Annotated in this window: 20 protein-coding genes and 1 tRNA gene; 11 read left to right on the forward strand and 10 right to left on the reverse strand. The window is 63.5% G+C overall.

Annotated features, from left to right (window positions below; genetic code table 11):
- Positions 1 to 11: 11 nt before the first annotated feature.
- The 4 genes from LMTR21_RS05045 to LMTR21_RS39910 all read left to right on the forward strand — a co-directional run bounded on the left by LMTR21_RS05045 (position 12) and on the right by LMTR21_RS39910 (position 2431).
- A complete protein-coding gene (locus LMTR21_RS05045) occupies positions 12 to 527 on the forward strand; it encodes a hypothetical protein (RefSeq protein WP_065751011.1) in 516 nt (171 codons plus the stop codon).
- A gap of 22 nt (positions 528 to 549) precedes the next feature.
- The gene (locus tag LMTR21_RS05050) at positions 550 to 1872 is read left to right on the forward strand and encodes a M20/M25/M40 family metallo-hydrolase (protein WP_065751012.1); all 1323 of its coding nucleotides are present in this window, start codon (positions 550 to 552) and stop codon (positions 1870 to 1872) included.
- Between the two features lie 131 nt (positions 1873 to 2003).
- Complete coding sequence (locus LMTR21_RS05055) at positions 2004 to 2183, forward strand: hypothetical protein (RefSeq protein ID WP_057837448.1); 180 nt, start codon at positions 2004 to 2006, stop codon at positions 2181 to 2183.
- A gap of 101 nt (positions 2184 to 2284) precedes the next feature.
- Positions 2285 to 2431, forward strand: coding sequence for a hypothetical protein (locus LMTR21_RS39910; RefSeq protein WP_187399312.1), 147 nt, complete (start codon positions 2285 to 2287; stop codon positions 2429 to 2431).
- 222 nt (positions 2432 to 2653) lie between these two features.
- On the opposite strand, the gene LMTR21_RS05060 is transcribed toward LMTR21_RS39910, so the two are convergent.
- The 6 genes from LMTR21_RS05060 to LMTR21_RS05085 form a co-directional block, all read right to left on the reverse strand.
- The gene (locus LMTR21_RS05060) at positions 2654 to 2935 is read right to left on the reverse strand and encodes a hypothetical protein (protein ID WP_065751013.1); all 282 of its coding nucleotides are present in this window, start codon (positions 2933 to 2935) and stop codon (positions 2654 to 2656) included.
- Between the two features lie 575 nt (positions 2936 to 3510).
- On the reverse strand, positions 3511 to 3828 hold the full coding sequence (locus LMTR21_RS05065) for an addiction module antidote protein (protein WP_065751014.1): 318 nt from the start codon (positions 3826 to 3828) through the stop codon (positions 3511 to 3513).
- Between the two features lies 1 nt (position 3829).
- Positions 3830 to 3994, reverse strand: coding sequence for a type II toxin-antitoxin system RelE/ParE family toxin (locus LMTR21_RS05070; protein WP_347339165.1), 165 nt, complete (start codon positions 3992 to 3994; stop codon positions 3830 to 3832).
- Between the two features lie 364 nt (positions 3995 to 4358).
- A tRNA-Val gene (locus tag LMTR21_RS05075) sits at positions 4359 to 4433 on the reverse strand.
- Positions 4434 to 4549: 116 nt separating this feature from the next.
- Positions 4550 to 5824 (reverse strand): coiled-coil domain-containing protein, encoded by a 1275-nt coding sequence (locus LMTR21_RS05080; RefSeq protein ID WP_065751015.1) that lies wholly within the window; start codon positions 5822 to 5824, stop codon positions 4550 to 4552.
- Positions 5825 to 5946: 122 nt separating this feature from the next.
- Positions 5947 to 6600, reverse strand: coding sequence for a DUF1134 domain-containing protein (locus LMTR21_RS05085; RefSeq protein WP_065751016.1), 654 nt, complete (start codon positions 6598 to 6600; stop codon positions 5947 to 5949).
- Between the two features lie 153 nt (positions 6601 to 6753).
- Here LMTR21_RS05085 and LMTR21_RS05090 point away from each other — a divergent pair, with 153 nt between their 5' ends.
- Positions 6754 to 7218 carry a YHS domain-containing (seleno)protein gene (locus LMTR21_RS05090; protein ID WP_141688114.1) on the forward strand — a complete coding sequence of 155 codons (465 nt, stop codon included), beginning with the start codon at positions 6754 to 6756 and terminating at the stop codon, positions 7216 to 7218.
- Between the two features lie 108 nt (positions 7219 to 7326).
- On the opposite strand, the gene cysQ is transcribed toward LMTR21_RS05090, so the two are convergent.
- Complete coding sequence (gene cysQ, locus LMTR21_RS05095; protein ID WP_065751018.1) at positions 7327 to 8172, reverse strand: 3'(2'),5'-bisphosphate nucleotidase CysQ; 846 nt, start codon at positions 8170 to 8172, stop codon at positions 7327 to 7329.
- A 148-nt stretch (positions 8173 to 8320) separates the two neighbouring features.
- Between cysQ and chpT the strand changes: the two genes are divergently transcribed.
- The 6 genes from chpT to LMTR21_RS05125 all read left to right on the forward strand — a co-directional run bounded on the left by chpT (position 8321) and on the right by LMTR21_RS05125 (position 14957).
- Positions 8321 to 8968: a histidine phosphotransferase ChpT gene (chpT, locus tag LMTR21_RS05100; protein WP_065751039.1), complete on the forward strand. Its 648-nt coding sequence runs from the start codon at positions 8321 to 8323 to the stop codon at positions 8966 to 8968.
- Positions 8969 to 9182: 214 nt separating this feature from the next.
- Positions 9183 to 11918: a hybrid sensor histidine kinase/response regulator gene (locus LMTR21_RS05105; protein WP_148635935.1), complete on the forward strand. Its 2736-nt coding sequence runs from the start codon at positions 9183 to 9185 to the stop codon at positions 11916 to 11918.
- Positions 11919 to 11930: 12 nt separating this feature from the next.
- Positions 11931 to 12404 carry a chemotaxis protein CheW gene (locus LMTR21_RS05110; protein ID WP_065754001.1) on the forward strand — a complete coding sequence of 158 codons (474 nt, stop codon included), beginning with the start codon at positions 11931 to 11933 and terminating at the stop codon, positions 12402 to 12404.
- 58 nt (positions 12405 to 12462) lie between these two features.
- Positions 12463 to 12828, forward strand: a complete 366-nt coding sequence (locus LMTR21_RS05115) for a response regulator (protein WP_057834994.1) — start codon at positions 12463 to 12465, stop codon at positions 12826 to 12828.
- Between the two features lie 84 nt (positions 12829 to 12912).
- Entirely contained in the window at positions 12913 to 14082 is a 1170-nt protein-coding gene (locus tag LMTR21_RS05120) for a protein-glutamate methylesterase/protein-glutamine glutaminase (protein ID WP_148635936.1), read from the forward strand.
- Positions 14079 to 14957 (forward strand): CheR family methyltransferase, encoded by an 879-nt coding sequence (locus tag LMTR21_RS05125; protein WP_065754003.1) that lies wholly within the window; start codon positions 14079 to 14081, stop codon positions 14955 to 14957. Before LMTR21_RS05120 ends, LMTR21_RS05125 begins: the two co-directional genes overlap by 4 nt.
- 35 nt (positions 14958 to 14992) lie before the next feature.
- Here LMTR21_RS05125 and LMTR21_RS05130 read toward each other — a convergent pair whose 3' ends face one another.
- The 3 genes from LMTR21_RS05130 to LMTR21_RS05140 are packed head-to-tail and all read right to left on the reverse strand — an operon-like array spanning position 14993 to position 16976.
- Entirely contained in the window at positions 14993 to 16150 is a 1158-nt protein-coding gene (locus tag LMTR21_RS05130; RefSeq protein ID WP_065754004.1) for a glutathionylspermidine synthase family protein, read from the reverse strand.
- Positions 16151 to 16155: 5 nt separating this feature from the next.
- The gene (locus LMTR21_RS05135; protein WP_065754005.1) at positions 16156 to 16569 is read right to left on the reverse strand and encodes a hypothetical protein; all 414 of its coding nucleotides are present in this window, start codon (positions 16567 to 16569) and stop codon (positions 16156 to 16158) included.
- Between the two features lie 2 nt (positions 16570 to 16571).
- Positions 16572 to 16976 (reverse strand): DUF350 domain-containing protein, encoded by a 405-nt coding sequence (locus LMTR21_RS05140; RefSeq protein WP_065754006.1) that lies wholly within the window; start codon positions 16974 to 16976, stop codon positions 16572 to 16574.
- Positions 16977 to 17076 lie beyond the last annotated feature (100 nt).

Genomic DNA, 17076 nt, shown 5'->3' on the forward strand with positions numbered 1-17076 from the left:
TGGGAAGCGTCATGCAGACCGAACTGAACAAGGTCGTCACCGCACTTCACGAGTTCTACGCGCGCGAGGCCTATCTGCTCGAAAAGGATGTCGGCGAACGCGCGCTGACGCATCGCCTGGCGGTGCATTTCGAACCGCAGTTCACGGGCTGGGAGATCGATTGCGAATACGACCGGCTCGGCGATCGCACGCTGCGGCTGCCGCATGGTTCAACCGTCTCGACCGACGATCATCTGGCGAAATCGATTTATCCCGACATCGTGGTGCACCAGCGCGCGATCCCCAATAATCTGCTCGCGGTCGAGGTGCGCAAATCGGCCAATCATCAGCCGCTCGAGCATGACCAGCACAAGCTGCGGGCGCTGACCGATCCGCATCTGTGGTTCGCCTACTGGATCGGCGTGATGCTGACGCTGGGCAAGACCCACGTCACGATGTCGGAGGTCTATACCAGCGGCGTCTACGACCATGCCCTGTCCGGCTGGTTCGCAGGCCGGCTGAAGGACGCAGGACTACGCGCGGGATAGAATCGCGAACGGAGAAAGCTTGATGACATTCACTCGATCGATCCTGGCCATCGCAATCGTCGCCGTCGCGCAACATGCGCTGACGCAGCAAGTGTGGGCGCAAGCGGCTCCCGCGCCGGATCTGGAAGCCATTCTGGCCAATCCCAGAATCGTCAAGACGCTCGACGACATCAAGGCCGACGACGAGCGGACCTTTGCCGAGCAAAAGCGCATCACCGAAATCCCGGCGCCGCCGTTCAAGGAGAAAGTCCGCGCCGAATATTATCAGAAGCGGATGCAGGAGCTCGGCTTCAAGGACACGTCGATCGACGCGGAAGGCAATGTGATCGCGCTGCGCAAGGGCAGCGGCGGCGGCCGGCCCAAGCTCGTGGTGTCGGCGCATCTCGACACGGTGTTCCCCGAAGGCACCGACGTCACCGTGAAGGAGAAGGACGGTGCGATCATCGCGCCCGGCATCGGCGACGATTCGCGCGGGCTGGCGGCGATGCTGTCGCTGATCAAAGTGATGAACGAAAACAGGATTGCGACCGTCGGCGATATTCTGTTCGTTGGCACGGTGGGTGAAGAAGAGCTCGGCAATCTTCGCGGCGTAAAGGCGCTGTTCCGCGATCACACCGATATTGACGGCTTCATCTCGATCGACGGGCTCGGCATTACGCGGGTCGTCAACCAGGCGACCGGCAGCCATCGCTACGAGTTCACGTTCAAGGGGCCCGGCGGCCACTCGTTCCAGGAGTTCGGATTGCCGAGCGCGACGCATGCGATGGGCCGGGCGATCGCAAAGATCTCGGAGCTGCAGCCGCCCTCCGACCCCAAGACCACCTTTACCGTCGGCACGGTGACCGGCGGCACCTCGGTCAACGCCATCGCGGCGGAAGCGCGGATGGCCGTCGACATGCGCTCGAACTCGACCGAGGAACTCCTGAAGCTCGAGGCGCGGCTGCTCGAACTCGTGAAGGAAGCGGTAGCAGATGAAAACGCGCGCTGGAAATCCGACAAGATGACGGTGGAGGCAAAGCTGATCGGCGACCGCCCGGCGGGCATCGTGCCGATGGATTCGCCGATCGTGCAGGCGACGCAGCGCACGGTCGCGGCCGTCACCAAGGGGCCGCGCCCGACCTTCGCCGGCTCTTCGACCGACTCCAACATCGCGATGTCGCTCGGCATTCCCGCCGTGACCATCGGCGGTGGCGGCGAGGGCGGCAACTGGCACTCGCGCAATGAATGGTACAAGCCGACCAATGCCTGGTACGGCCCGCAGAACGCGCTGCTGACCGTCCTGATCCTGACCGGGGTCGACGGCGTGACCAAACCGGCGCTGGCGGTGCGAAAAGCCGCCAAATAGGGCCAAAACCGGCCGTCAAAACCGCGTTTCGGCCGTTAACCATGCCCCCGATTGGACAAATTGTCGGCAAATTGCGGCCAAAGCGGTAACCGAAACTTCCCCCGTAGTAATACCGGCGTAGGGGGAGTGGCATGGCGTACAGGATCGTGGCGGAACGCAAGGACGAGACCGTCAGGATGGACCGGAGCAGCATGCTGGTGGCGGTCGCCAAGGCGCGGGTCTGGGCCAGCGAGGGATGGAAGGTCACCATCATCGTTGGTGACGAAAACGAAATCGCTCCGGCCGATGCACGCCGGCTTTCCTACGTCTGATTGAAGACTGGCACGCCGTCGCTCCGACGGCGGCCAGATAGCGCGGAACCGGGAACCCGGTTCGGCGTTATGCTTGCGGGCAGGCTTTTTGGAGCAACACCATGCAATGGCGGTCCGCAACCACAGGCGCCGCCGATCTGATGCGCGGCATCAGCGACGACGACAACATCTCCTACGCAACCGGATGGACCATCAGCGGGCTAGCGACGCTCGGCACCATCGTCGCGATCTGGCTGTTCGGGATCTGAGTTAAAACTTCATCCCTGCGCGACCCGCTTGCCGCCGGTCACGAGCGATCCAGCCTTGCGGCCGATCGTGCATTGCGATTTCGCTTCGGCCAATTCTCCAAGCGTGATCACTTTTCTTCGAACCGTCATCCCGCTTTATCTTTTTGTTTGAGCATGATCTCCGCGCAAACGCGTTCGCGTTTGCGCGAGGGAAAACCGCTACGCGCTTTTCCGGATCAAGCTCTAGTCATCCCACGTGCGCTCCCCGCACCGGCATTCGAACATGTGGACGATGGAGCCCGTGCGGGAGTTGACCATCGTTCGAACCAGCTTCAACCTTTCACCGCAGGAACGGCAGCTCTTGTGCGTCGTCTCGCTTTCCAAAACGGCGACCTTCTCGCCGAGGAATAAGTCCATGATCGCCCCCCTCAAGTCGCTGCCGAGAATAATTCGCCAGGAGCCGGGAAAAACCAACGAGATTATTTGACCAGAATCACTTTCGGCCGGCGCGTTGCCTTCCTGCATCGCGGGTGAGCCAGGCGGGCTTTTCCGTATGGGATGGCCAGGTCATGCGGGGGTGTCGATGCTGCAACGCACTACGCCTCTGCCACAAGCTCGCCGCAATGTAACCCGAATCACGCATTTATCTTGCGCATCAGCGCAGACGTTTCCTTTCATTAATTAAATGCTTTGATGATGGTTCAGGAAACCGACAGAATGGTTGTCGGCAGGCGCTTTAAGATGAGCGCGCTCGGAGCCGATCGATGCCCAGAGCTGGCTGAACGGACCGGCATTGTTGTCCATGTCAGTCACAGCACGACCGGCGTCACCGTGCTGTTCGATGGCGCCAAAAGACCAACTGTTCTGCACAAGGATTTTATATCTCTGGGGTAGGGGTCCCGGTACCGCTAGGCGTATTTGCGGCGTTATACTAAGCCGCAACGATCAGCCAGCATCATCTGCCGACGAGCGAAGCGTAGTGGTTGAGAGAAGATGTCGGGGGCCGTGGGCGACACGGCCATTGAGAAACCCGTCGACCCCACAAGGGCGGCGGGTTTTGATTTAGGTGCCTGCTCGCGTCGTGACGACGCAAACTCTCTTCACGCCACGGCACGCTTCTTCCGCCTTGCATCCGCCGCCTGCGCCGAAAGGCGGATACCCATAGCGCCGATGACCCGCATGACGGTCGCGAACTCCGGGTTGCCGCCCGCTCCGAGCGTCTTATAAAGACCCTCTCTGGTCACTCCGGCAGCCTTGGCGACCTCGCTCATACCCTGCGCTCTGGCAACAACATTGAGGGCGTCACGGACCTCGGCAGGGTCGCCGTCAGCGAGAACGAGACTCAGATACTCCGCGCGAGCTTTCGGGGTGCGAAGGTGCTCGGCGGCGTCGAATTTTTTAAGTTTGCTGACTTTCATCCTAGTCCTCCAATTTCTCCGCGATCCCCATTGCCTTCCTGATGTCCCGGCTCTGAGTGCGCTTGTCGCCACCGCAGAGCAAGATAACAAGGGTCTGTCTGCGACGGGTGAAGTAGACACGGTATCCGGGGCCGTGGTCGATCCGACCCGCCGACTGACTTCGCATCTCCCGTTGTTTCCAGCAGCCACGCGGCTGATCCGGCGAACGATGGGAAGGACGGCGCGCTGATCTTTCAGCGCGGCCAGCCAACGGTGAACTCAGGGGTTTCTCGAACTTCGATCACGGATCGTGTGTAATCTGTGGATTACAGGCCGGCAAGCGAAATGTAATCCATGGACTACAAATCACGATCCCAAGCGCGCGAACGCATGGAGAGCACCATGCAATCTGGTGTGTAGGCCGTCACGCCGGCAGCATCGGCTACTTTGCATGGGGTTGTTTTCGATATTTTGATGGGACGGTCACGAAAGCTGCCGGCGAGCGCCCGGCGTCGATGATTGCCCGCAACCCGTATGGTTCAGAAGGCCGATGGTGGACGCACAAGGGATCGAACCTTGGACCTCTCCCGTGTGAAGGGAACGCTCTCCCGCTGAGCTATGCGTCCGGGAAGTGTGGGCGAACAACAGGCCTGTCAGTGCCCGCGATTTACGAAGGACGGGGCCCCAGTGTCAAGCGATCAGTCGGGCTGTAACGTCGTGTTTTCGCGCCGATCCGGGGGAATTACGCCCCCTGCTGGCGGGCGCGGGAGGCGTGTGACTGCAGCGCGCGGATGCGCTCGGCCAGTGTGCCGCCGCCTTCCGAGACGGCGCCGGCTGTGTCATTGGCGGGCTTGGCTGGCACTTTCGGCACGGCCGGTTCCGCCGCCAGCATCGCCTCGATCGCCGAATTCGGTCCCTCGAGCTGCATGGCGAGCTTGGCGACTTCGGCGGCGATGTCGTTGATGCGCTCGCGCAGCAGCGCGTTTTCCATCCGCTCGGTCTGCCACGAGCTTTCGGCCTGCTGCTGAATGGCGTTGATGTCGCGCTGCAGTTTCGCGCGCTCGTCGCGCGCGATGCGGAGCTGTTCCTCCACCGCGGCCTTCTCGCTTCGCAATTTCTCCACGACCGGCGACTTGCCGCCGCTCATGCCTGCGATCTCCGCGCGCAGTTCGCGCGCGGCGCGCTCGGCGTTTTCATTCGACTGCCTTAGCTGATTGTTTTCGTATTCGCGCTCGGCCAGGATCTTGCCTTGCGTCGCCAGCCGCGCCTCGAGGTCGTTGACGCGGTCGCCGAGCATCTCGGCTTCCTTGACCTGCACGATCAATTGCCGGTCGAGATCAGTGACGCGCTGGCTCAAATTTTCAACGCGGCCACGCGCTTCCATCAGTTCGCGGCTCGCATGCTCGGAGTCGGCGCGCTCCTGCACGAGGCGGGCCTGCGTCGTCGAAAATTCCTTTTCGGCGTCGCCGACGCGGCCCTTCAGTTCCTCGATCTGGGTGCGCACCGCGACCAGCTCGACCTGGCGGCTGTCCGCCATCATCGAGCGATCGTTCAATTCGTTATTGATCTTGCCGAGTTCGGCCTGCTTGTCGGTCAGCGCCTGTTCGGCGTTGCGCAACAGCTCGGTCTTGGCCGCAAATTCCTCTTCGGTGGCGCGGAGCTGCTCCTTCACCGCCTTCTCGCGCGCTTCGAGCGCAAAGATCGTGGCGTTCTTTTCGCCGAGCTCGATCTTCATGCGGTTGATCGCATCGCTCTTCTTGCCGAGTTCGGCGAGCTGGCTGGTGGTCTTGTTCTTGAGCTGCTCGACGCTCATTTCGAGCCGCCGCGCCGACATCGCGAATTCCGCGCGGAGCTGGTCCTTGTCGGCCTGGATTTCGGCCATCGACAGCGGGGTCGCCGCCTCGAGCCGCCGCGTCGTCAGCCGCACCGCCCGGTTATGCACCAGCGGCACGATCATCAGACCGAACAGCATGGAGACCAGAAAACCGATCGCCAGATACATGATCGGCTCGATCATGAATGGTTACTCCACACAGACAAGGATTCGTTAATCACATTGCCACGCCGGGCCGGGCCTACGCCAGCCCAATGCCGCGTTAACCTGAATCCGCCTGGGGAAGGCGCGCGTATAGACGTGGCTCAGAAGGGGTTCCAGGTCGCGCGCGGGGTGTATTTGAGATAGCCGACATTGGCGCCGAGCCGCAGTCCGATGCCGGAGCGGATCGGCACCAGCACGATGTTGTTGGCGGTAAGCGCGGTCATGCCGAAGCCGCCGACGATATAGGCGGAGCCATCGATGCCGACGAAGCGCTGGTAGATCGCGCTGGTCGCGGGCAGGTTGTAGACCAGTGTCATGGTGCGCGCGCCGTCGCCGCCCCAGTCGAAGCCGACCGACGGACCCTGCCAGTAGACCCGCAAGTCGCCGGCATTCTTGGTGTAGAGCGTGCCTTCGCCATACCGCAGGCCCGCCACAAAGGCGCCTGAGCCTTCTTCGCCGAGCACATAGCCGTTGGGCAGGCCCCATTGGCTGACCGCGCGCTCGATGATGGAAGCAAGGCCCCGCGAGACGTTGCCGAAGAATTTGTGCCCGGCCGAGACCAGTTCTTCGGGCCCGAAGGTCTCGGGTCCCGGCTGGCGCTGCGGCGGCGGATATTGCCCCCCCGGCGGTGGCGGGTAAGCCCCCGGCGGTGGTGGGTATTGGCCCGGCGGTGGTGGCTGCTGTGCCGAAGCCGGCACGGTCCAACACATCAGCGCGGCGAACGTCACCGCGGCAAGGCGTGAAGCAAACGTCATGAAAGAACCCCTGGCATCGAAATTCTGGCCGCCGCCTTAACCTGACGCCAACAAGCATGGCTCTAGGTTGCGCCCAGTGTCCCCTCGACTCGCATGTTATCGGCACCAACTATGACGGCACAACGGCAGGAAAGATACGGTTTGCGCCCCGGAATGGCCGCTTTTGCCTTATTGGCGAGCTTTTTTTGCGCGCTCAGCCTTGATTTGGCCGCCCGCGCCGCAACCACCGAGCGCGTGGTGGTGAACCGCTATTCCGGCCTCGCCATCGGCGGCTTCGATCCGGTCGCTTATTTCACCGAATCCATGGCCCTCCAGGGCTTGCCGGATTTCGAGGCGCGCGGCGGCGGCGCCATCTGGCGTTTCCGCAACGAGGGCAACCGCGCCTCCTTCGTCGCGCATCCGGAAATTTACGGGCCCCAGTTCGGCGGCTACGACCCGGTCGATCTGGGGCGGGGCATCACCTATGCAGGCAATCCGCGCTTTTGGGTGGTCGCGGGCCAGCGGCTCTATCTGTTCGGCCGCGAGGACAACCGCGATGCGTTTGCGGCCGACCCTTCGCGTTTCCTGAAAGAGGCGACGTCACGCTGGCCGGCGCTTGAGCGCGGGCTCGCGCAGTAGGACTTCCGTAGCCCGGGCGAGCGAAGCGACCCCGGGGGCGGTATCAGACAAACGGAATACACGTTGCGTCGTCGCCACCTTTCCCGGGGTCGCTTACGCTCGCCCGGGCTACGAAGCATTGGTCGCAGCGTTCGGATCGCCCCAGGCGATGAATTCCGGAACGATGAAGCCATTCCGTCCGGTGCCGAATTGCAGGGCAGCGCCGCTTGAATCGGTGACCCTGCCGCCGGCGGCCACAACAACGGCATGGCCCGCGGCGATGTCCCATTCCGAGGTCGGCGCCAGCCGCGGATAGATATCGACGGAGCCTTCGGCCACCCGGCCGAGTTTCACCGCCGAGCCGAGTTCGCAGCGCACCGCGCCCGGCCTCGCCGCGATGAAGGCTTCGCTCCTGGCATCGCCATGCGAACGGCTGACCGCGACCGTCCAGGGCTGGCCGCGCGTCGGGCAGGGCCGGGTGCGTATCGGTTCGACCAGCGGCCTATCCCTGCCAGGCTCCTTGCCAAGCGTCAGCCGCTCGGCGCCGCGACCGACCACGCCGCGCCAGATCAGGCCGAGGGCGGGCGCGCTGATGATGCCGAGCAGCGGCGTCCCCTCCGACACCAGCGCCAGGTTGACGGTGAATTCGTTGCGCCCGGCGACGAATTCCTTGGTGCCGTCGAGCGGGTCGATCAGGAAGAAGCTTTCCCTGTAGGGCAGCGCGGCCGCCTGGGTGCGTTCTTCCGACAGCGCAGGTATTTTTGGCACCAGGCGGGCAAGGCCCTCGGCGATGATTCGGTCGGCCGCCAGGTCGGCCTCCGTTACCGGCGAGCCGTCGGTCTTGCCCTCGACCGTCATGGCGGAACGGTTGACGGCAAGGATAGCGTCGCCGGCGCGGATCACGATCTCGGTCAGCGGCTCGATCAGCCTTGCTGCGGCGTCACGATCGAGCGCGGGTGGACGTGTCTCATTCATGAGCGCGGCCCATTTGCTGTTCGTCCTGCCTTACCATTGCCGCCCCCTGCTGGCAGCACGGGGCTGCGCAGTGTATCACCGATAAGCACGCGTGATTCGTAACGGCCCGCCGGTAATTCACGACTCGGCGGCTTTCCAGGAACCCATGATGTCTGGCACTTCGTCTCCCGGTCCGGCTCCCGATACCCTCGAACTTGCGGCGCTGCTGTGTTCGCGCGTCTGTCACGATCTCATCAGCCCGGTTGGCGCGATCGTCAATGGGCTTGAGGTGCTTGACGATAATCCGAAGCCGGAAGACCGCGATTTCGCGCTCGATCTGATCCGCAAGAGCGCCAAGACCGCCTCCGCCCGGTTGCAGTTCTGCCGCCTGGCGTTCGGAGCCGCGGGATCGGCGGGCGCGCAGATCGATCTCGGCGATGCCCAGACCATGGCGCGCGGCCACATCGAGGACGGCAAGATTACCATCACCTGGAATCTGCCGCGGCTCCTGCTGCCGAAGAACCGCGTCAAGCTGTTGTTGAACATGCTGATCATCGCGCAGCAGACGATACCGCGCGGCGGCACGCTGACCATCGATCCGATCGGCGACGGCGAGACGATGGCTTTTCGCGTCACGTCTTCCGGCCTGAACGCCCGCGTGCCGCAGAACATCGCCGATCTCCTGAGCGCAAGTTCGACGGCGAGCGTCGACGCGCATGCAGTGCAACCCTACTATACGCGCCTCCTGGCGCAGGCCTGCGGGCTCAACGTGACGCTTGTGCCCGACGGCGAAAAGGTGGTTGTTACCGCTTCCTGAAGGCGCCAACGCGCAAACCCTGAACGCGCTAAAGCGCGTTTAAGGTTAACCAACGGTGAAAACAGACGGCAGATTTGATTTCTGCCGTCTTATCTCTTTGTTGATCCCGTTCTTTTCCTCTTGCTCAACCAATATTAAACGCTTTGCATAGAAGCTGGCCTCGTTCCGTAAGGCGCGTCGATGTCGCGTGCCGCTGCGTGCGAAGGCCAGTTTCATGGATGATTTGTTGCGGGAGTTCCTGACCGAAACCAGCGAGAGCCTGGATACGGTCGACAATCAGTTGGTGCGGTTCGAGCAGGACCCGAGCGACGCGAAGATCCTCGATAACATCTTCCGGCTGGTCCACACCATCAAGGGCACCTGCGGCTTCCTGGGGTTGCCGCGGCTGGAAGCGCTGGCCCATGCCGGCGAGACCCTGATGGGTAAATTCCGCGACGGCATGCCGGTCAAGGCCGAAGCCGTGACGCTGATCCTGTCCTCGATCGACCGCATCAAGGAAATCCTCGCCGGCCTGGAAGCCACCGAGACCGAGCCCGAAGGCACCGACGAAGACCTGATCGAGAAGCTGCATGCGATGGCCGAAGGCGGCCATCATGGGCACGCCGAGGCCACGGCGCCGCCGCCCGCACCCGCGCCCGTTCCCATCGCGCCGCCGGCCCCGCCCGCGATGACCCGGGGCACGCTGGTCGAGCAGGTGCTGGAACGCCCGTTGCGTCCGGGCGAAGTCTCGCTCGATGATCTCGAGCGCGCCTTCCGCGAGACCGAGACCGAAGTGGCAGCAGCGCCCGTCGCCAAGGCCGCGCCCGCGCCGGAGGCCAAGGAAACCGCCAAGGAAGCTGCGAAAGAAAAGGCAAAACCCGCCAAGCGCGCCGCCCCGGTCGAGACCGATGGCGAGGTCGCCGACAAGATCGCCAACCAGTCGATCCGCGTCAACGTCGACACCCTCGAACATTTGATGACCATGGTCTCCGAGCTGGTGTTGACCCGCAACCAGCTCCTGGAAATCTCCCGCCGCAACGAGGACACCGAGTTCAAGGTGCCGCTGCAGCGGCTCTCCAACGTCACCGCCGAGCTGCAGGAAGGCGTCATGAAGACGCGGATGCAGCCGATCGGCAATGCCTGGCAGAAGCTGCCGCGCATCGTCCGCGACCTCTCCGGCGAACTCGGCAAGCAGATCGAGCTGGAGATGCACGGCGCCGACACCGAGCTCGACCGCCAGGTGCTCGACCTGATCAAGGATCCGTTGACGCACATGGTGCGCAACTCCGCCGACCATGGTCTGGAGACCCCGGCCGAGCGCGTCGCCTCTGGCAAGGGCGAGCAGGGCACCATCCGCCTCTCCGCCTATCACGAGGGCGGCCACATCATCATCTGCATTGCGGACAATGGCAGGGGTCTCAACACCGAGCGGATCAAGGCGAAGGCGCTGCAGAACGGTCTCGTCACCGAGACCGAACTGGAGAAGATGACCGAAGCCCAGATCCACAAGTTCATCTTCGCGCCGGGCTTCTCGACCGCGGCCACCGTCACCTCGGTCTCGGGCCGCGGCGTCGGCATGGACGTGGTGCGCACCAATATCGACCAGATCGGCGGCACCATCGACATCAAGAGCGTGGCGGGTGAGGGCTCGTCCGTCACCATCAAGATCCCGCTGACCTTGGCGATCGTCTCGGCCCTGATCGTCGAAGCCGGCGGCGACCGCTTCGCGATTCCGCAATTGTCCGTGGTCGAGCTGGTCCGGGCGCGGGCCAACTCCGAGCACCGCATCGAGCGCATCAAGGACACCGCGGTGCTTCGGCTGCGCAACAAGCTGTTGCCGCTGATGCACCTGAAGAAGCTCCTCAAGATCGACGACGGCTCTTCCACCGACCCCGAGAATGGCTTCATCGTGGTCACTCAAGTGGGCAGCCAGACCTTCGGCATCGTGGTCGACGGCGTGTTCCACACCGAAGAAATCGTGGTCAAGCCGATGTCCACAAAACTGCGGCACATCGACATGTTCTCCGGCAACACCATCCTGGGCGATGGCGCCGTGATCATGATCATCGACCCCAACGGCATTGCCAAGGCGCTCGGTGCCTCCGGCGCCTCGGCCCATGAGATGGCCGATGACGCCTCCGCCGCGCATGCGATCGGCGGCGAACAGCTCACCTCGCTGCTGGTGTTCCGCGCCGGCTCCTCGCAGCCCAAGGCGGTGCCGCTCGGCCTCGTCACCCGGCTGGAGGAGATCGCCACCGACAAGATCGAGCTCTCCAACGGCCGCCACATGGTGCAGTACCGCGAGCAACTGATGCCCCTGGTGCAGATGAACGGGGTCAGCGTCCAGACCACGGGCTCGCAGCCGATCCTGGTGTTCGCCGACGACGGCCGCTCGATGGGGCTCGTGGTCGACGAGATCATCGACATCGTCGAGGAGCGGCTGCACATCGAGGTCGCCGGCCAGGCCGACGGCATCCTCGGCTCCGCCGTGATCAAGGGCCAGGCCACTGAAGTGATCGACGTCGGCCATTTCCTGCCGATGGCGTTCGCCGACTGGTTCGCGCGCAAGGAGATGCGGGCTTCTTCAACGGCCCAATCGGTGCTGCTGGTCGACGACTCCGCGTTCTTCCGCAACATGCTGGCGCCGGTGCTGAAAGCCGCCGGATACAAGGTGCGGACGGCGGTCAACGCGCAGGAAGGTCTCGCCGCGCTGCGCTCGAACCAGACCTTCGACGTGGTGCTGACCGACATCGAGATGCCCGACATGAACGGCTTCGAGTTCGCCGAGACGATCCGCGCCGACCACAATCTCGGCCAGCTGCCGATCATCGCACTGTCCTCGCTGGTGTCGCCGGCGGCGATCGAGCGCGGGCGGCAGGCCGGCTTCCACGACTACGTCGCCAAGTTCGACCGTCCCGGCCTGATCGCGGCGCTGAAGGAACAGACCGCCGAAGACAGGCGCGCGGCCTAAGGAACTAAGCACATGACAACAACCAAGACCGACACCATCGAGGGCACCGTGGCCGAATACGTCACCGCGGTGATCGGGGGCCAATTGTTCGGCCTGCCGATCTCGCGGGTCCAGGACGTGTTCATGCCGGAACGGCTGACGCGGGTGCCGCTGGCCTCGGCCGAGATCGCCGGCGTGCTCAATTTGCGCGGCCGCATCGTCACCGTGGTCGACATGCGCGCCCGGCTCGGACTGCCCAAGAACGACGACGGCAAGCCGCCGATGGCGGTCGGCGTCGACCTCAGGGGCGAGTCCTACGGGCTTCTAATTGACCAGATCGGCGAGGTGCTCCGGCTGCCTGACGCCAGCCGCGAGGAAAACCCCGTCAACCTCGATCCGCGCTTCGCCAAGCTCGCCGGCGGCGTGCACCGCCTCGACGGCCAGCTCATGGTCGTCCTCGACGTCGATCGCGTTCTCGAAATCACGCCTGACCTGATGGCGGCATGAAAATCCAACCCGGTATGAAAACATCCCCCTTGGGGATAGGTGCAAGTGGAGGCCTAAAATGAAAACCTGTCTGGTCGTCGATGACTCGAGCGTCATCCGAAAGGTCGCACGGCGCATCCTCGAAGGTCTCGATTTTCAGATCGTCGAGGCCGAGGACGGCGAGAAGGCGCTGGAGGCCTGCAAGCGCGCGATGCCGGAAGCGGTTCTGCTCGACTGGAATATGCCTGTCATGGACGGCTACGAGTTCCTCGGCAATCTGCGCCGCATGCCCGGTGGCGACGCGCCCAAGGTGGTGTTCTGCACCACCGAGAACGACGTCGCGCACATCGCGCGCGCACTGCATGCCGGCGCCAACGAGTACATCATGAAGCCGTTCGACAAGGATATCGTTACCGCGAAGTTCCAGGAAGTCGGCCTGCTCTGATCTCGCGCAGGTTTTCCCGGCGGCTCAACGGCCCTCGGCGTTGTTCTTGTAAGTGTACGCTTTTGAGTTGGGTCGGGTGAAGTAATGAGTGTTGCGTTAACGAAGTCTCCACCGCCAATCTCGACACGGCAGGACAAGCTGCGCGTCATGGTGGTCGACGACTCCGTCGTGATCCGCGGGATGATCTCGCGCTGGATCGGCGCCGAGCCGGATATGGAGGTCTCCGCCTCCTTGCGTACCGGTCTCGACGCCGTCAACCAGATCGAACGCATCAAGCCCGACGTTGCCGTGCTGGATATCGAAATGCCGGAGCTCGACGGCATTTCGGCGCTGCCGCAACTGCTGGCGAAAAAGCGCGACCTCGTCATCATCATGGCGTCGACGCTGACCCGCCGCAACGCGGAGATCAGCTTCAAGGCGCTTTCGCTCGGCGCCTCCGACTACATTCCGAAACCGGAAAGCACGCGCGAGGCGACCGCCGCCGAGACTTTCCACCACGATCTGATTCAGAAGATCCGTCATCTCGGCGCCAGGGCGCGCCGTCGTGCCTCGCCCGCCGCGAGCCCGGCGCTGGCGCCGGCTCCCGACCGGATACGCGAGGTATTGCCCCATCCGGTCGCCGCGCCTGCGCCGCAACTGCAGCTCGCGCGCCGGTCGTTCAGCATGCTGGCGCCGCGCGTGCTCCTGATCGGCTCGTCGACCGGCGGGCCGCAGGCGCTGATGGCGCTTGTCGCCGATATCGGGCCGGTGATCGATCGCTTTCCGGTGCTGATCACCCAGCACATGCCGCCGACCTTCACCACCATTCTCGCCGAGCATCTGGCACGCGCAAGCCGCCGGCCGGCGCATGAGGCCGTCGATGGCGAGATGGTCAAGCCGGGCCGGATCTATCTTGCGCCGGGCGGCCGCCACATGCGGGTCGTGCGCCACGGCGTTGATGCGGCGATCGCGCTCGACGACGGGCCGCCGGTGAATTTTTGCAAGCCTGCGGTGGACCCGCTGTTCAACTCCGCGATCGACGTCTGGCAGGGCAGTATCATGTCGGTGATCCTCACCGGCATGGGCTCGGACGGCATGCGCGGCGGCAAGGAGATCGTCGCCGCCGGCGGCAGCGTGATTGCCCAGGACGAAGCCACCAGCGTGGTGTGGGGCATGCCGGGCGCGGCTGCCAATGCAGGTATTTGCGCGGCGGTCCTGCCGCTCAATCAGATTGCGCCCAAACTGGTTCGGTTGTTTTCGGGAGATCGTTCGTGACGCCTTCAGACTATGAGTATCTGCGTAAGCTTCTGAAAGAGCGCTCCGGGCTCGATCTTTCCGCCGACAAGCAATATCTGGTCGAAAGCCGGCTGCTGCCGCTGGCGCGCAAGTCCAGCCTGCCGGGCATTTCCGAACTCGTCGAGAAGATGAAGGCTGGCGCCAGCGCGCTGACGGCCGAGGTGGTCGAGGCGATGACCACCAACGAGACGTTTTTCTTCCGCGACAAGATTCCGTTCGATCATATGCGCGAGACGGTGATCCCGGCGCTGGTGCAAGCGCGCGCGGCCCGCCGCAGCTTGCGCATCTGGTGCGCGGCTTCCTCCACCGGGCAGGAGCCGTACTCGATCGCGATGTGCCTGAAGGAGGCCGGACACCTGTTGGCCGGCTGGCGCACCGAGATCGTTGCGACCGACCTGTCGCAGGCGGTGCTGGAGAAATCGAAGGCCGGCATCTTCAGCCAGTTCGAGGTACAGCGCGGATTGCCGATTCAGTTGCTGGTGAAATACTTCACCCAGAACGGCGAACTCTGGCAGATCAGCCCGGAGCTGCGCGGCATGGTGCAGCATCGTCAGCTCAACCTGCTGCAGGACTTCTCCCATCTTGGCGTGTTCGACGTCATCTTCTGCCGCAACGTGCTGATCTATTTCGATCAGAACACCAAGACCAACATCTTCGAACGGCTGTCGCGGATGCTGGAGCCCGATGGCGTGCTGGCGCTCGGCGCGGCCGAATCCGTGGTCGGCATTACCAACACGTTCAAGCCCTATCCAGATCGGCGTGGACTTTATCGTCCGAACATCGCGCCGGTGATCAGAGTGGGCGCGTCGACGCTGGTGCCGCAAACCCTGCGGGCGGTCGCCGCGGCAAGCTGATCTCGTTTTTCAGCCCGTGCCTCGGATGCCGCGCGCTATAGAATTGCGTGCGGCAGGAAGCGCGACGTGTTGCCGGTGATCGGATTCTCGTCTTCGCGGATCGACAGGCCGCACGGCGTGCCATCGACCAGCCAGCTTCCGAGCACCGGATATTGGTCGGAAAAACTCGGCAGCGATGCGAACGCCTGCCGGATGAATCCTTCCGCGCCATAGGGACCCTGCTGCTCCGCCAGCGTGGTACCGGCACTGACGAGCGCGACATTGGCGCCCTCGCGCGAATAGAGCGGCTTGCGGACGAACGAGGAGCCGAGCATGGACGCCTTCGGATCGTCCTCGAAGAAGGCCGGCAGCAGATTGGGATGCTTCGGAAACATCTCCCAGAGCAGGGGAAGGATGCCCTTGTTGGAGAGGATCGCCTTCCAGGGCGGCTCGATCCAGCGGGTCGGCGCGCTCGACAGTTTTGCGCCGAACGCGTCCTGAAACATCCATTCCCAGGGGTAAAGCTTGAAGGCGAGCTCGATGGCGCGGTCGTCGAGATCGACGAAGCGGCCATCGTCACCGAGCCCGACATCCTTGATGTCCATCAGCGTCGTTTTCAATCCGGCCTGGCTCGCGGTGTCCTGCAGGTAGGCCAGCGTGCCGGCATCCTCGGTATTGCCGGTCATCCCCGCGAGATGCAGATGCTTGGCGCCGCCGTGCTTCTTCCAGGCGTCGATCAGCCGCTCATGGACTGAATTGAACTGGTCGGCGCGCTTCGGGATGATGGTGCGCTCCATCGCCTGTTCGAGCCAGGTCCACTGAAAAACCGCCGCTTCGAAAATCGAGGTCGGTGTATCCGCGTTGTACTCCAGCAGTTTCGCCGGGCTCCAGCCGTCATAGCAGAGGTCGAGCCGGCCATAGAGGCTGGCGTCACGGCGGCGCCAGCTCTCGGAAATCAGCGGCCAGAACGCTTCCGGTATCTTCAGGCGCCGCAGATATTTTTCGTCCTTGATCGCGCGGCCGACCAGTTCGAGACACATCGCCTCGATCTCGGCGGTGGGCGCCTCGATCCGCCGTTCGATCTCGTTCAGCGTGAACGCGTAATAGGCCCGTTCGTCCCAATAGCGTTCGCCATTGATGGTGTGAAAAGTGAATCCAACACCTTCGGCGGTGGCACGCCAGTCGTCGCGTTCAGGGCAGGGGATGCGTTGCATGAAACTCAGCCGCCAGAGAAGCCGATGGCATGTCCGAACGAGCCGAAGCCGCCGCGCTGCGCCGCGTGCGAGCCGGAATCATACGAGGAATGGCTCGATGATGAGGAAGAGGAGGAGTCGCTGCTGTAGTAGCTGCTGCGCCCCGACGAACCGCCGCCGGAGCCGCCGGAGCTCGAGGAAGAACTGCGTGAGGAGCATTCGGTCGTGGATTGCGTCGGCGATGCGTACGCGTTCGATGGTTGCTCGCAAGTGCGGTTCGGCATCAGCGTGTAGGCGGCGGTGCCGACCGCAAACGTGCCCATCAACAGAAGGGCGACATGACCCGAACGCTTGGCTGGCGGCGGCGGAACGGAACGCGGCGCTGCCGGCACCGAGACCTTGTTTCGCTTGCCGAAATCCTGGTTTGGTTTGTCTGCCATGGTCAGTAGACCATGCAGGCGGCGTTCAGCGCGCCGGCGGCCAGCGAGGACAGCCCGAGCCAGATCGCGGCAGCGAGTTCGCCGGAGGCGATCCGCTCCGACAGCTTCGGCACGGGAACCCTGACGAGATAATAGACGATGATCTGCACGATCAGCGCGATTCCCGCCCAGATCAGGCAATCCCAGACATTGGCCGAATGGGTGATAGCGCTGACCAGCGGCAGCACGAAGCCGAGCAGGCTCAGGCCCAGCGCGATCGCAGCGGCCGGCTCATTGGCGCGGATCAGATCGAACTCATTATGCGCCGTGACGCGGGTATAGACGAAGAGGTAGGCCACCACGGCAACGATTGCCGTGCAGAAATACACCAGAAACGCCGGCAGCCCGGCAAGCGATTGCAGGATCATCGAATTTGCCCCAACTCGTGCGTCCCCAAAGGTTTGCACGATCTGTCAGTCGGCGCATCAGGGCGGCGGGTTCAATCCCAAACAAAACCCCGCCATTTTC

The sequence above is a fragment of the Bradyrhizobium paxllaeri genome, from assembly GCF_001693515.2.
GTDB lineage: Bacteria > Pseudomonadota > Alphaproteobacteria > Rhizobiales > Xanthobacteraceae > Bradyrhizobium > Bradyrhizobium paxllaeri.